The organism is Streptantibioticus cattleyicolor NRRL 8057 = DSM 46488 (genome assembly GCF_000240165.1).
Lineage (GTDB): Bacteria > Actinomycetota > Actinomycetes > Streptomycetales > Streptomycetaceae > Streptantibioticus > Streptantibioticus cattleyicolor.
The window spans coordinates 3285878-3300202 of sequence record NC_017586.1 but is presented as its reverse complement, the minus strand read 5'-3'; the positions used below and the strand labels follow the sequence as shown (position 1 = coordinate 3300202).

Annotated in this window: 15 protein-coding genes; 6 read left to right on the top strand and 9 right to left on the bottom strand. The window is 71.3% G+C overall.

Annotation, left to right across the window (positions count from 1 at the left end):
• Positions 1-30 precede the first annotated feature (30 nt).
• From murJ to trxA, 6 genes are all read left to right on the top strand, one after another.
• A complete protein-coding gene (gene murJ, locus SCATT_RS14725; RefSeq protein ID WP_014143868.1) occupies positions 31-2208 on the top strand; it encodes a murein biosynthesis integral membrane protein MurJ in 2178 nt (725 codons plus the stop codon).
• A 148-nt stretch (positions 2209-2356) separates the two neighbouring features.
• Positions 2357-4078, top strand: coding sequence for a protein kinase family protein (locus SCATT_RS14720; RefSeq protein ID WP_014143867.1), 1722 nt, complete (start codon positions 2357-2359; stop codon positions 4076-4078).
• Positions 4079-4156: 78 nt separating this feature from the next.
• Positions 4157-4891 carry an RNA polymerase sigma factor SigM gene (gene sigM / locus SCATT_RS14715; RefSeq protein WP_014143866.1) on the top strand — a complete coding sequence of 245 codons (735 nt, stop codon included), beginning with the start codon at positions 4157-4159 and terminating at the stop codon, positions 4889-4891.
• Positions 4888-5766: an anti-sigma factor gene (locus tag SCATT_RS14710; protein ID WP_014143865.1), complete on the top strand. Its 879-nt coding sequence runs from the start codon at positions 4888-4890 to the stop codon at positions 5764-5766. The genes sigM and SCATT_RS14710 overlap by 4 nt, the downstream gene beginning before the upstream one ends.
• 214 nt (positions 5767-5980) lie before the next feature.
• Positions 5981-6961 carry a thioredoxin-disulfide reductase gene (trxB, locus tag SCATT_RS14705; RefSeq protein WP_014143864.1) on the top strand — a complete coding sequence of 327 codons (981 nt, stop codon included), beginning with the start codon at positions 5981-5983 and terminating at the stop codon, positions 6959-6961.
• Positions 6962-7010: 49 nt separating this feature from the next.
• Positions 7011-7346: a thioredoxin gene (gene trxA, locus SCATT_RS14700; protein WP_014143863.1), complete on the top strand. Its 336-nt coding sequence runs from the start codon at positions 7011-7013 to the stop codon at positions 7344-7346.
• A gap of 92 nt (positions 7347-7438) precedes the next feature.
• Here trxA and SCATT_RS14695 read toward each other — a convergent pair whose 3' ends face one another.
• The 9 genes from SCATT_RS14695 to rnpA form a co-directional block, all read right to left on the bottom strand.
• Entirely contained in the window at positions 7439-8056 is a 618-nt protein-coding gene (locus tag SCATT_RS14695) for a GNAT family N-acetyltransferase (protein ID WP_014143862.1), read from the bottom strand.
• A gap of 4 nt (positions 8057-8060) precedes the next feature.
• The gene (locus tag SCATT_RS38600) at positions 8061-8213 is read right to left on the bottom strand and encodes a hypothetical protein (RefSeq protein ID WP_157894833.1); all 153 of its coding nucleotides are present in this window, start codon (positions 8211-8213) and stop codon (positions 8061-8063) included.
• Between the two features lie 174 nt (positions 8214-8387).
• Positions 8388-9524: a ParB/RepB/Spo0J family partition protein gene (locus tag SCATT_RS14690; RefSeq protein WP_041824753.1), complete on the bottom strand. Its 1137-nt coding sequence runs from the start codon at positions 9522-9524 to the stop codon at positions 8388-8390.
• A complete protein-coding gene (locus SCATT_RS14685; RefSeq protein ID WP_078590746.1) occupies positions 9521-10612 on the bottom strand; it encodes an AAA family ATPase in 1092 nt (363 codons plus the stop codon). Before SCATT_RS14685 ends, SCATT_RS14690 begins: the two co-directional genes overlap by 4 nt.
• A gap of 282 nt (positions 10613-10894) precedes the next feature.
• Positions 10895-11656: a 16S rRNA (guanine(527)-N(7))-methyltransferase RsmG gene (gene rsmG / locus SCATT_RS14680; protein ID WP_078590744.1), complete on the bottom strand. Its 762-nt coding sequence runs from the start codon at positions 11654-11656 to the stop codon at positions 10895-10897.
• 197 nt (positions 11657-11853) lie between these two features.
• Positions 11854-12363 (bottom strand): Jag family protein, encoded by a 510-nt coding sequence (locus SCATT_RS14675; protein WP_014143857.1) that lies wholly within the window; start codon positions 12361-12363, stop codon positions 11854-11856.
• Between the two features lie 39 nt (positions 12364-12402).
• Positions 12403-13575: a membrane protein insertase YidC gene (gene yidC, locus SCATT_RS14670; protein ID WP_014143856.1), complete on the bottom strand. Its 1173-nt coding sequence runs from the start codon at positions 13573-13575 to the stop codon at positions 12403-12405.
• Positions 13576-13579: 4 nt separating this feature from the next.
• Positions 13580-13906, bottom strand: coding sequence for a membrane protein insertion efficiency factor YidD (gene yidD, locus SCATT_RS14665; protein WP_014143855.1), 327 nt, complete (start codon positions 13904-13906; stop codon positions 13580-13582).
• On the bottom strand, positions 13903-14313 hold the full coding sequence (gene rnpA, locus SCATT_RS14660) for a ribonuclease P protein component (protein ID WP_014143854.1): 411 nt from the start codon (positions 14311-14313) through the stop codon (positions 13903-13905). Before rnpA ends, yidD begins: the two co-directional genes overlap by 4 nt.
• Positions 14314-14325: the final 12 nt, after the last annotated feature.

Sequence of the window (14325 nt, the reverse complement as noted above, 5' to 3'; positions counted from 1 at the left end):
GTCCTGGGCCGCGGACAATAAGGTGGGGCAGTGACGAACGCGCCGTACGACGGAGAGCAGGACCGGGCGGCGTCCTACGACGACGCCCGCGCCGGTTCCCCGCCGCCTCCGCCCGAGCCCCGCTCGACCCCCGGGCCCCGCCCGGCATCGCCGTACGCCCACGACCCGTACGCCCAGCAGCACGACGCGTACGGTGGTCAGGGACGGCCCGCGGAGCCGGGGTACGGCGGCGGATTCGGGGCGCCGGCCTATCCGGCCCCGCAGCAGCCCTACGGCGACGACGCGGCCACCCAGTACCTGCCGCACGCCTCCGTGGCCCCCGAGGGCGAGGACGCCGCGGCCACCCAGTACCTCCCGCCGGTCCCCGGTGCCCCGGCAGCCGACGACCCGTACGCCCACTTCTTCCGCGACGAACCCGCCTCGGCCGCCCGCGCGCCGGGGTACGACTACCCCGGAGATCCGTCGACCGAGCCGTACGCCGCCGAGCAGCCGTACGCGCCCCCGCAGCAGCCGTACGTCCAGCAGCCCGAGGAGCCCGAGCCGGCCGAGCCCGAGGCCCCCGCGGCGGCCCGCACCGGCGGCAAGGCGAGCGCCCTGCTGAAGTCGAGCGCGCTGATGGCGGCCGGCACCCTCGTCTCCCGGATCACCGGCTTCCTGCGCAACCTGGTGGTGGCCGGCGCCATCGGCGTCTCCACCCTCAACGACAGCTACCAGGTGGCCAACACCCTGCCGACGATGATCTACATCCTCGTCGGCGGCGGCGCGCTCAACGCGGTCTTCATCCCGCAGCTGGTGAAGTCCATGAAGGAGGACGAGGACGGCGGCGAGGCGTACGCCAACCGGCTGCTGACCCTCGTCGTGGTCGGCCTGGCCGCGGTCACCACGGTGATGGTGGCCGCCGCGCCGCTCCTGGTGAAGATGATGTCGGGGGCCACCGACCCGGCGACCATCAACGTCACGGTGGCCTTCACCCGTTACTGCCTGCCGATCATGTTCTTCATGGGCGTGCACGTCGTCATCGGGCAGATCCTCAACGCCCGGGGCCGCTTCGGCGCGATGATGTGGACCCCGGTCCTCAACAACGTCGTGATCATCGCCGCCTTCGGCGCGTTCATCTGGGTCTACGGCAGCGCCCGCAGCTCCGGCATGGACCCGGCGTCCATCCCCCCGGAGGGCGTCCGGCTGCTGGGCATCGGCACCCTGCTGGGGCTGATGGTGCAGGCGCTGGCGATGATCCCGTACCTGCGCGAGTCGGGGCTGCGCATCCGGCCCCGGTTCGACTGGCGCGGCCATGGCCTGGGGCACGCGGCCAAGCTCGCCAAGTGGACGTTCCTGTTCGTCCTCGCCAACCAGGCCGGTCTGCTGGTGGTCACCCGGCTGGCCACCGCGGCGGGCGTCACCGCCAACGCCCAGGGCCACCTGGGCACCGGCATCACCGCCTACAACTACTCGCTCCAGCTGTGGCAGATGCCGCAGGCCATCATCACCGTCTCGGTGATGACCGCGGTCCTGCCGCGGATCGCCCGGGCGGCCTCCGACGGTGACGCCGCCGCCGTCCGCGACGACATCTCCTACGGCCTGCGCACCTCGGCGGTGGCCATCGTGCCGTGCGCCTTCGCCTTCCTGGCGCTCGGCGTCCCGCTGTCCACCCTGATGTACTCCGGCTCCGGCTCCGGCGCCCACAACATCGGCTACGTGCTGATGGCGTTCGCCCTCGGCCTGATCCCGTTCTCCATCCAGTACGTGGTGCTGCGCGGTTTCTACGCCTACGAGGACACCCGGACGCCGTTCTACAACACGGTGATCGTCGCCGCGGTCAACGCCTCCGCCTCGGCGCTGTGCTACGTGGTGCTGCCGGCCCGCTGGGCGGTGACCGGCATGGCCGCCTCGTACGGTCTGGCGTACGCGATCGGCGTCGGGGTGGCGGTCAAGCGGCTGCGCCGGCGGCTCGGCGGCGACCTCGACGGGGCCCGGGTCCGGCGCACCTACGCCCGGCTGATCGGGGCGAGCGTGCCGGCCGCGGCGCTGGGCTGGGCGGCCTCCTACGGGGTCACGGCGGTGCTCGGCGACGGGGCCGTCGGTTCGCTGGCGTCGGTGGTCGGTGGCGGGATCGTGCTGCTGGTCGTCTTCTACGTGGCGGCCCGGCGGATGCGGATCGAGGAGATGACAGCGATGGTGGGTATGGTGCGCGGCCGGCTCGGCCGCTGATTTCCGGCCGCCCGTGCGGGGCACGGGCAACCATCGCAGCTCGCTGCGTGTCGTGCATAGCGGCGGACTGTGGGCACAATTGTCCTTGGCTTCGGAGTCGGCTCTCCGAAGCCGGAGCGGTGCAACGGATGGGGAGGCAGGAACGACGGTGGCGGAGCGGAGCACGGCTGCCGTCGACGTGGCCAACGAGAGCGGCGCGCCGCCGCTCACCGCCGGCGCGGGCGGGGCCACGGTCGACGGGGCGACGGCCCAGAGCGGAGCGCAGGACGCTGACCGGAGCGACCCCGAGGAGGGCGCCGAGGCCACACCCACCACCGAACCGCCGGAGCTCCACAGCGGTCACAAACTCGCCCGGCGGTACCGGCTGGAGGAATGTCTCACCCAGGCCGCCGGCTTCAGCAGCTGGCGGGCCGTCGACGAGAAGCTGCGCCGCGCGGTCGGCGTCCACGTCATGCCCGCGGACAGCCCCCGGGCCCGCAACGTGCTGGCCGCCGCCCGTTCCGCGGCCCTCCTCGGCGACCCCCGCTTCGTCCAGGTCCTCGACGCGGTCGAGGAGAACGACCTGGTCTACGTCGTCCACGAATGGCTCCCCGACGCCACCGAACTCACCCCGCTGCTCGCCGCCGGTCCGATGGAGCCGCACGAGGCCTACCAGTTGGTCAGCCAGCTCTCCCAGGCGATGGCGGTGGCGCACCGCGAGGGCCTGGCGCATCTGCGGCTCAACCCGGGCGCCGTGCTGCGCACCGAGACCGGCCAGTACCGCATCCGCGGCCTGGCGGTCGCCGCCGCGCTGCGCGGCGTGGAGTCCGACCGCCCCAAGCGCACCGACACCGAGGCCATCGGCGCCCTGCTCTACGCCGCGCTGACCGCCCGCTGGCCCTATCCGGACGACGCCCACGGGCTCACCGGCCTCCCCAAGGGCCTCGGGCTGGTCGCCCCCGACCAGGTACGGGCGGGCGTGCACCGCGGCCTGTCCGACATCGCCATGCGCGCCCTGGTCAACGACGGGGCGACGCCGTCGCGCCAGGAGAAGCCGGTCACCACCCCGGAGGAGCTGGCCAAGGCGGTCGCCGGGCTGCCCAAGATCCGGCCGCCGGAGCCGCAGGCCCCGCCGTTCCCGCAGGTCGGCTACCGTCAGCCGCCCGCGCGGCCGGCCCAGCCGCAGCAGGCCCGGCCGGTTCCCGCGGCCCCGCCGCCGCCCGCCCTGCCCGGGCGCACGGGCACCGCCGTGAAGTGGGGGGTGGCCGCGCTGCTCATCGCCGCGCTGGGGCTGGGGAGTTGGCAGATCGCCGACACCCTGATGAACCGCGACAACGGCGCGCCCACCACCAACTCCCAGAACCAGAAGCCCACCACGCACAGCGGCGGTGGCGGCACCGCCGCCAAACGCACCGGCAAGCCGCTGCCGATCGTGGGGGCCCTGGAGTACGCGCCGGACGGCACCTTCCAGGACGAGGGCGACGCCCGGGCCACCTACGACGGCAAGCCGGACACCTACTGGCACAGCCACAGCTTCGACGACGGCCCGGAGCTCCAGCCCTCGGTCAAGAAGGGCGTCGGCCTCATCTACGACCTCGGCTCCACGCAGAAGGTGACCGGGGCGGAGATCGGCCTGAAGTTCGGCGGCGACCACACCACGGTGTCGCTCTACGCCTCCGACGAATACTCCTCCGCGGCGTCGATGTCCTCCATGCGGAAGCTGGGCACCGTCCAGACCAGCGACAACACGGCCAAGTTCCAGCTCGGTCAGCCGGCGCAGGCGCGTTACCTGGTGATCTGGCTGACCGCCATGCCCTACTTCGGGCAGGACAACTACTCCAAGCCCGGTTACAAGCAGGGCATCACCGAGGTCTCGTTCACCGGTCAGTGACAAGCGGCACGGCCCGGTGACGGCGGGGCCCCGGAACGCCTACGGTGGCACGACCGGCCGCCACGGTGGCCGGTCGCCATGGCTTGGACGGTGGCCGCGGCCACCCTCGCGCGGGAGAACGACGTGACCCGGGGCAACCCCACGGAAAGTGCCGACGACGCCGCACTCCTGGCCCGCCATGTCGCGGGGGAGCCGGATGCCTTCGGTGAGCTGGTGCGCCGCCACCGGGACCGGTTGTGGGCGGTGGCGCTGCGCACCCTCGGCGATCCGGAGGAGGCGGCGGACGCGGTGCAGGACGCGCTGGTCTCGGCGTTCCGCGCGGCCCACACCTTCCGCGGGCAGTCGGCGGTCACCACGTGGCTGCACCGGATCACCGTCAACGCCTGCCTGGACCGCGCCCGTAAGTCCGCCGCCCGGCGCACGGCACCCGTTCCCGACGAGGAGCGCTTCGACACGCTCCTCGAACCGCATGAGTCCGCGGAGGCCCCCGCGGAACGCGACGAGCTCCACCGCGAGCTGATCCGCGCCCTGGGCGCCCTCCCGCCCGACCAGCGGGCCGCGCTGGTGCTGGTGGACATGCAGGGTTACCCGGTCGCCGAGGCCGCGGAGGTGCTCGGGGTGCCGCCGGGCACCGTCAAGAGCCGGTGCGCCCGTGGCCGGGCCAGGCTGCTGCCGCTCCTCACCCACTTGAGGAGCGGGCGAGGGGATAACGGCAGCCCACCGGGGGGAAGGAACCGGGCGGAGGCGACATCCGTCCCACAGACGGCAGCCAAGGACCAGGACGTCGTGAAGGGCGGAGGTGGGCAGCGGTGACATCCCCGCCCGACACGAACGGCCACCCGGAGGTGGCCGAGATCTCCGCGCTCGCCGAGGGCATCCTGCCGCCCGAGCGCTCCGCCGATCTCCGCGGTCACCTCGCCGTCTGCGTACTGTGCACCGAGGTCCGCGACTCCCTCGACGAGATCCGCGGCCTCCTCGGCACCCTGCCCGGTCCGCCGCGCATGCCCGAGGAGATCGCCGGCCGCATCGACGCCGCGCTGGCCGCCGAGGCACTGATCAGCGCCACCACCCCGGCCCCGGAAGCCCCCGCGACCGAGCCTGTTTCACGTGAAACCGATGGGGCGGCGGGCGCTGTTTCACGTGAAACAGCGGCCACGGCGGGACGTCGGCCCGAGGGGCACCCCACCGCCGCCACGGGTCCGGGGCGCGGTCGGCCGCGTCGGCGCCGGGCCCGTCTGGCGCTCACCGGTGCGGCGGGTGCCGCGGTGCTCGCCTTCGGTGGACTCCTCACCTACTCCCTGACCTCGGGCCCCGCGGTCACCGGTACCTCGCGGCAGGCCGCCGCCTTCTCCGGCACCGAGCTGCCGGTACGGGTGCACCAACTGCTCGCCGGAACCCCGGGTACGGGCGCCGGGACCGCCGCCCCGCACACCGGCGTCAACACGCCCTTTACGGCACACGTCGCGCCGGGTGTCCCGGGCTGCGTGCTCAAGGGCACCGGCCGCGGTGAAGCACCGCTCGCCTCGGCCGGGGGCAGCTACCAGGGGCACGCCTCCTACCTGGTGGTGTTCCCGCACCCCGGCGACGGCGCCAAAGTGGACGCCTACGTGGTCGACGCCTCCTGTGTCTCCTCCGGGTCGCCGGGCCCCGGCACGGTGCTCACGCGGCAGACGTACGACCGTTCCTGAAGCCCGCCCCCGCCCGGTGAATCCGTCGTGGCCTGCGCGGACGCGCTTGCCGAAGCATGGGCCGCCGCCCCGCGGGACACGCGAACCGAAGGGGCGGGAATGCCAGGGCCGTAGGATCCGTTAGGCGGGGTGAGATTCCCGCCGGGTGATCCCCCGCCAGGGGCCACCATCCCCGCAAGGGACCAACACAGTCGGCAGAGACGAGGAAGTAGTCGTGAGCGACGTCCGCAACGTGATCATCATCGGGTCCGGTCCGTCGGGCTATACGGCCGCGCTCTACACCGCCCGTGCCTCCCTGAAGCCGCTGGTGTTCGAAGGCGCGGTCACCGCGGGCGGTGCGCTGATGAACACCACCGAGGTGGAGAACTTCCCCGGGTTCCGCGACGGGATCATGGGCCCCGACCTGATGGACAACATGCGCGCGCAGGCGGAACGCTTCGGCGCCGAGCTGATCCCGGACGACGTGGTCGAGGTCGACCTCACCGGTGACATCAAGCTGGTCACCGACTCCGCCGGCACCGTGCACCGCGCCAAGTCCGTGATCGTCGCCACCGGCTCCGGCTACCGCAAGCTGGGCCTCCCCAACGAGGACACCTTCTCCGGCCGTGGCGTCTCGTGGTGCGCCACCTGCGACGGCTTCTTCTTCAAGGACCAGGACATCGTCGTGGTGGGCGGCGGCGACACCGCCATGGAGGAGGCCACCTTCCTCTCCCGCTTCGCCAAGTCGGTGACGATCGTCCACCGCCGTGACACCCTGCGTGCCTCCAAGGCGATGCAGGAGCGCGCCTTCGCCGACCCGAAGATCTCCTTCATCTGGGACAGCGAGGTCTCCGAGATCCACGGCGACGGCAAGCTGTCCGGCCTCACGCTGCGCAACGTGCGCACCGGCGCCACCTCCAAGCTCCCGGTCACCGGCCTGTTCATCGCGATCGGCCACGACCCGCGGACCGAGCTCTTCAAGGGCCAGCTCGACCTCGACGAGGAGGGTTACCTGAAGGTGGAGGCGCCCAGCACCCGCACCAACCTCGCGGGTGTCTTCGCCGCCGGTGACGTCGTCGACCACACCTACCGGCAGGCGATCACCGCCGCCGGCACCGGCTGCTCGGCCGCGCTGGACGCCGAGCGCTACCTGGCGGCGCTGAGCGACCGCCCGGAGGAGACCGCCGAGCCGGAGAAGGCCGCAGCCGCCCTCTGACCCACCCCCCTTTCCCTCTCCCCCGACCCACCGCTGAAGGAGATTGACCATGGCCGGTGCCATCATCACCGTGACCGACGCCGACTTCGAGGAGAAGGTCCTCAACAGCGACAAGCCCGTGCTCGTGGACTTCTGGGCCGAGTGGTGCGGCCCGTGCCGTCAGGTCGCCCCCTCGCTGGAGGCCATCGCGGCCGAGCACGACGAGATCCTGATCGCCAAGCTCAACATCGACCAGAACCCCGAGACCACCACCAAGTACGGCGTCATGTCGATCCCGACGATGAACGTCTACCAGGGTGGCGAGGTCGCCAAGACCATCGTCGGCGCCAAGCCGAAGGCCGCCATCGAGCGCGACCTGGCCGACTTCCTCGCCGCCAAGGGCTGAACCGCGGCGCACCGCGCGAACGACGAGGGCGGAGCACCCGTTCGGGTGTTCCGCCCTCGTGTTTCACGTGAAACCTCCAGGGAGCCGTCGCCCTACAACGGCCGCAGCGCCGGCTCCTTCTGCACCGCTCCGAGCAGCCGGTCGATCGCCATCTCCACATCCTCCCGCCACGACAACGTGGAGCGCAGAACCAGCCGCAGCCGTGGGAAGCGCGGGTGCGGTCGTACCGTCTTGAAGCCCACCGCCGTCAGATGGTCGGCGGGCAGGATGCAGCTCGGCTCCTCCCAGTGGGCGTCGCCGAACGCCTCGATGGCCTTGAACCCCCTGCGCACCAGGTCCTTGGCCACCGTCTGCACCAGTACGCGGCCCAGCCCCTGCCCCTGGAAGCCGGGCAGGATCCGCGAGGTCATCAGCTGTACGGCGTCGGGGGAGACCGGGCTGGTGGGGAAGGCGGTGGAGCGGGGGACGTAGGCGGGGGGCGCGTAGAGCACGAAGCCGGCCGGTACGTCGTCGACGTAGACGACCCTGCCGCACGAACCCCACTCCAGCAGCACCGCGGAGATCCACGCCTCCTTCTCCAGCTCCGGCTTCCCGGCCTGGGTGGCGGCCTCACCGCTGACCGGATCGAGCTCCCAGAAGACGCAGGACCGGCACCGCTTGGGGAGGTCGGGGAGGTTGTCCAGCGTCAGCGGGACCAGCCGTCGGCCCATGGAGTCAGGCCCTCGCCTTCGTGACCATGCAGCTCTTCGAGAACCCGGCGTCCTTGAGCGTTCCCCGGTCCCGCAGCAGGCCGACGAGGAAGCCCCCCATCGCCCCCAGGCCCAGTCCGGCGGCCACCAACGCCGCTGGGCGCCACTCGTGTTTCATCCCACCGGGGATCACCGATCGCATGGGCTACCCTTCACCGTGGATGCGCCATACCCACCCGCATCGTAACCGGGCCGAGACCCGGCCGATACCGAAGACAGGACAAAGGCGGGTCGCGCCGTGCTGGTGGGGCGCGACCCGCCTTCTTCCGTGCTGTGCCGACGGCGGCGCCGGTCAGGACGCGGGGTCCTCGGTCTCCGCGGCCAGTCCCTTCTGGAGAACCTTGCCCTCCCCGGGGGCGATCGAGCCGAGGATGCGCTCCAGATCCTCTATCGAGGCGAACTCCACCACGATCTTTCCCTTGCGCTGCCCCAGGTCCACCTTGACCCTGGTGTCGAGGCGGTCGGAGAGGCGGGAGGCGAGATCGCTGAGGGCGGGGGAGAGCCGCTTGCCGGCCCGTGGCCCCTTGGAGCGCTTGGCGGACTTGGCCGCCGAGGCCATCACATTGACGATCTCCTCGACCGAGCGCACCGACAACCCCTCGGCGACGATCCGCCGGGCCAGCCGGTCCTGCGCCTCCACGTCGTCCAGGCCCAGCAGCGCCCTGGCGTGGCCGGCCGAGAGCACCCCGGCGGCGACCTTGCTCTGCACCGGCGCGGAGAGCTTCAGCAGCCGCAGGGTGTTGGAGACCTGGGAGCGGGAGCGGCCAATCCGGTCCGCCAGTTCCTCATGGGTGCAGCGGAAGTCCTTGAGCAACTGGTCGTAGGCGGCGGCCTCTTCCAGCGGGTTGAGCTGGGCCCGGTGGAGGTTCTCCAGCAAGGCGTCCAGCAGCAGCTTCTCGTCCTCGGTGGCCCGGACGATCGCCGGGATCCGCTTCAGCCCCGCCTCCCGGCAGGCCCGCCAGCGGCGCTCCCCCATGATCAGCTCGTAGGAGCCGGGGCCTGTCTCACGGACCACGACCGGCTGGAGGAGGCCGACCTCCTTGATGGAGGTGACCAGTTCGTCCAGGGCGTCCTCGTCGAAGTAGGCCCGTGGCTGGCGTGGGTTGGGGACGATCGCGTCGAGCGGAATCTCCGCGAAGTGGGCGCCGACCACCTCGTTCAACGCCGGCTCGGGCTCGGCCTTCTTGGGGCTCGGGGCCTCGGTTTCACGTGAAACAGGGATCTGCGGTGCGGGATCGGCGGTTCGTACGCCGCTCTCCGTCAGCCCGGCCACCTTGGCGGCGGCCACCCCCCGTTCCGCCGTCAGCACCGGCACCGCGGACGGTGAGGTCACCGGTGCCCCGACAGCGGGGCCGGGTTCCGCTCCGGTGGGCGCGGCGGGGATCAACGCACCGAGACCTCGGCCCAACCCCCTGCGTCGCTCGGTCACTTGATCCCCTCCGACATGGTGTGCTGGCCGTACTCATTGTTCTGGCGAGCGATATGGGCTTCCTGCGCCTCATAGCCGACGGAGATGCCGGCCCCCCGCAGCGCGATCTCCCGGGCCGCCTCCAGATAGGAGAGAGCCCCGCTGGAGCCCGGGTCGTAGGTGAGCACCGTCTGCCCGTAGCTGGGGGCTTCGGAGATGCGGACCGAGCGCGGAATGCTGGTCCGCAGCACCTCCTTGCCGAAGTGGCTGCGCACCTCGTCCGCGACCTGGGCGGCCAGCCGGGTCCGGCCGTCGTACATGGTCAGCAGGATCGTGGAGACGTGGAGCTTGGGGTTGAGGTGACCGCGCACCAGGTCCACGTTGCGCAGCAGTTGGCCCAGCCCCTCCAGGGCGTAGTACTCGCACTGGATCGGGATGAGCACTTCGGCGCCGGCGACGAGCGCGTTCACCGTCAACAGGCCCAGCGACGGCGGGCAGTCGATGAGGATGTAGTCCAGCGGCTGCTCGTAGGCGGCGATGGCGCGCTGCAGCCGGCTCTCCCGGGCCACCAGCGAGACCAGCTCGATCTCGGCACCGGCCAGATCGATGGTGGCCGGGGCGCAGAAGAGCCCCTCCACGTCCCGTACCGGCTGGACCACGTCGGAGAGTGGTTTGCTCTCCACCAACACGTCGTAGATGGACGGGACTTCGGCGTGGTGGTCGATGCCCAGCGCGGTGGAGGCGTTGCCCTGCGGGTCCAGGTCGACGACGAGAACCCGTCCGCCGTGCAGGGCGAGTGACGCGGCGATGTTCACCGTGGTCGTGGTCTTGCCCACGCCGCCCTTCTGGTTGGCGACCACGATGACTCTGGTCTCTTCGGGCCTGGGCAGTCCCTCGCCTGCCCGCCCCAGGGCCTCCACCGCCATCTGGGCGGCCCTGCCGATAGGGGTGTCGTCCATGGGAGGCAGTGTTTCACGTGAAACATCCTCCGCTGTCGTTTCACTTCGGGGGCCGGGGACCGGGTCGGTCATCGGTCCCGCGGTACTGGCGTCGGGACGCAAGGATTCACTCTCCTCGGCTGGAGGCTCACAGTGCTCAGAGCCTGCCATGCTTTCGGCGTCATGAACCAGTGAGGCCCGCTCCCCTGTGGATGAACCTGTGGATGACGCCACAGAGGGGGCGGGCCGACGTGCACGCGCTTCGGCCGCTGCGCGGCCACGGCTGAGGATTCCTGGCAGAAGGGAGCGACGTTTCACGTGAAACACGATGCACAGCGGCCCGTGCACCGAGGTCACGACACTCCGAAATATGTCGTTTTGGCCGTTTGTATGGAGCACACGAGGCTACCTCGCGTGGCGTACGCCGACCGCCCCGCCGTCCCCCGAACCGCCTCAGCGGCGCCGACGTCCCCCGCCGCTGCGCACCGGGCGGTTGGCCCGAGCCACCCGGGCCCTGCGGGCGGCCGCCCGTACCCCGCCGGGGCTCTCCCCCACCAGTACCCGTACCACCGTGGACGGCGGATCCACCAGGCCGACACCCGCCTGGACCACGGAGGTGTCCACCGCGCCGAGCCGGTCGAGCGCGGCCCGGGCGTGGGTCAGCTCCTCCTCGGCCGTGTCGCCCTTGAGCGCCAGCATCTCGCCGTGCGGGCGGAGCAGCGGAAGGCCCCAGCCGGCCAGCCGGTCCAGCGGCGCGACCGCGCGGGCGGTCACCACGTCCACCGGCTGAAGGTGGCCGATCATCTCCTCGGCCCGGCCGCGCACCACGGTGACATTCTCCAGCCCCAGCAGATCGACGACCTCCTGGAGGAAGGTCGTCCGGCGCAGCAGCGGTTCGAGCAGGGTGATCCGCAGATCCGGCCGGGCCAGCGCCAGCGGGATCCCGGGCAGCCCGGCACCGGAGCCCACGTCACACACCGAGACGCCCTTGGGCACCACGTCGGACAGGACGGCGCAGTTCAGCAGGTGCCGTGCCCACAGCCGGGGAACCTCACGGGGGCCGATCAGCCCACGGCGCACCCCGGCGTCGGCGAGCAGCTCTGCGTAACGCACCGCGTCGGCGAAGCGCTCACCGAAGACGGCACGCGCCTCCTCGGGCGCGGGGGGAAGCTCGGCTGCCTCCGTCACGGGGACCGTCCCTTCACTTGCAGTCATGTCATGACCCTCTTGAGTGGTGACCGCCTTCAGCATTCGGCAACGGCCTTCGGCGCTGCTCGGCAACGGCATCCGGCGCTCATTACCAGGCTGACAGCTATCGGCCCCGTCTGCTTCGGCCCCCGGAACTCGTCCGCGGGCCCCAGACGGGGCCGATCATCGAGGTGGAACCGGGCGGGTACGGGCCGGTTCCGGCGTCAGGCCGGAAGGACGACGACCCGGCGCTGCGGCTCCTCGCCCTCGGACTCGCTGCGCATCCCGGCGGCGGCCACCGCGTCGTGCACGACCTTGCGCTCGAACGGGGTCATCGGGCGCAGCTTGACCGGTTGACCGGTGCCCTTGACCTCCTCGGCGGCCTTGGCGCCCAGCTCGGTCAGCTCCGCCCGCTTGCGCGCCCGGTAGCCGCCGATGTCCAGCATCAGCCGGCTGCGGTCGCCGGTCTCCCGGTGCACCGCGAGCCGGGTGAGCTCCTGGAGCGCCTCCAGCACCTCGCCGTCCCGGCCGATCAGCTTCTGCAGGTCACGGGTGGAGGACTCGGCGACGATCGAGACGGCGGCCCGGTCGCCCTCGACGTCCATGTCGATGTCACCGTCGAGGTCGGCGATGTCCAGCAGACCCTCAAGGTAGTCGGCGGCGATCTCCCCTTCCTGCTCGAGGCGGGTCAGGGCGTCCTCGCCCTCGACAACGGGGGTGGTGCCTTCCGTCACGGATGGACTCCTATCCATGTGCGCTCTGTGCGCTTCGCGCTACTTCTTCGAGGGAGACTTGGACCGCTGCGGGCCCTTGCGCTGGCCCGCCTTGGGCTGCCCGCCCTTGGCCTGGCCGCCCTTCCCCTGACCGGACTTCGGCTGCCCGGACTGGCCCGGCTTGGCCTGGGCGCTCCTGGCCGGCTGCTCGGCGCCCTCGTCGGACGCCTCGGCGCCACCGCTCTCGGCGGGCCGCTCCTCGTCCGTACCCGTGACCTTGCCGCCCTTCGCCGTGGCCGGGCCGGTCTGCCGCTGGGACTTGGACTGCCGCTTGGGCTGCTGACGGCGCACCGGCTGGCCGCTCTCCGCGGTCTTGGCGGCGGCACCCTTGGCCGGCTCCTCGGCGAGCTTGCCCTTGGCGCGCAGCCGCTCCTGGCGCTCCTTGAACGCGATGCTGCCCGGGGTCGGGTTGCGGCGGATGACGAACATCTGCTGACCCATGGTCCACACGTTGGTGGTGAGCCAGTACACGAGGACACCGACCGGGAAGTTGATGCCGAAGACGGCGAACATCACCGGGAAGACGTACATCAGCATCTTCTGCTGCTGCATGAACGGCGTCTTCACCGTCATGTCGACGTTCTTCGTCATCAGCTGGCGCTGCGTGTAGAACTGCGACGCCGACATCAGGACGATCATCACGACCGTGACGATCCGCACATCGGTCGCCGAGGCGCCGAGGGAGGCGATCTTGTTGGCGCTGTCGGTGAAGGTCACCGACAGCGGGGCACCGAAGATGTGCGCGTGCCGGGCGCTGTCCAGCAGCTGGCTGTGGATGACGCCGACCTCGTGGCCGGTGGCGATGTTGTGCAGCACGCCGTACAGCGACATGAAGAAGGGGGACTGTACAAGGATCGGCAAGCAGCTGGAGAGCGGGTTGGTGCCCGACTCCTTGTACAGCTTCATCATCTCTTCGGACTGACGCTGCTTGTCGTGCTTGTAGCGCTCCTGGATCGCCTTCATCTTCGGCTGGAGCACCTGCATGTTCCGCGTCGCCTTGATCTGCTTGACGAACAGCGGGATCAGGCAGATCCGGATCACGATCACCAGCGAGACGATGGACAGACCCCACGCCCAGCCGCTGTCAGGCTTGAAGATCAGGCTGTAGAACGAGTGGAACTGGACGATGATCCAGGAAACAGCGGTGTAGAGGGGACTCAGGATCGTTCCCACTTAATCAGGCTCCTTGGGCAGTGGGCTGGGTCTCGGTGGCCCGGTGGGCGTCAGCGGTGGGAGCCCCCGGGGTCTTCCGCAGCGCTTGGCGCAGCCGGACGTGCCACGGGGGGCGTTTGCGTGGCGGCACATGGTCGACACCGCCGAGGGACCACGGGTTGCACCGCAGGATGCGCCAGGCGGTCAGGGCCGTCCCCTTGACCGCTCCGTGCACCGCGATGGCCTCGTACCCGTAGTGGGAACAGGAGGGGTAGTACTTGCAGACGGGTCCGAGCAGCGGGCTGATGGTCCACTGGTAGAGCTTGATCAGCCACAGCAGCGGGTATTTCATCGCGCGACACCTCCGCCCAGCAGGCGCCGCAGGGCGGCGTCCAGGTCGCGGGCCAGGGTTTCCTGGTCCGCCGCGGCGGCGCCGGGCAGTGCCCGTACCACCACCAGGCTACCGGGCGGGAGGTCCGGCAGGCGGTCGCGGACGAGATGCCGCAGACGCCTCTTGACCAGGTTACGTTGGACGGCGCCGCCCACAGCTTTGCTCACGACGAAACCCGCACGCGCCGGGGGAGGGCTCCCCCCCGCCGTGTGCGGGTCCGTGGTGCCGCCCTCCGCCACCGTGGGCGGAAGGGACGGCCCCTTGTGTTTCAGGTGCACGACGAGGAGCGGGCGTCCGGCCCGACGCCCCCGTCGTACCGCCGTCGCGAAGTCCTGGCGCCGCCTCAGCCGATTCTCGGAGGGCAGCACGGCATGACCCGT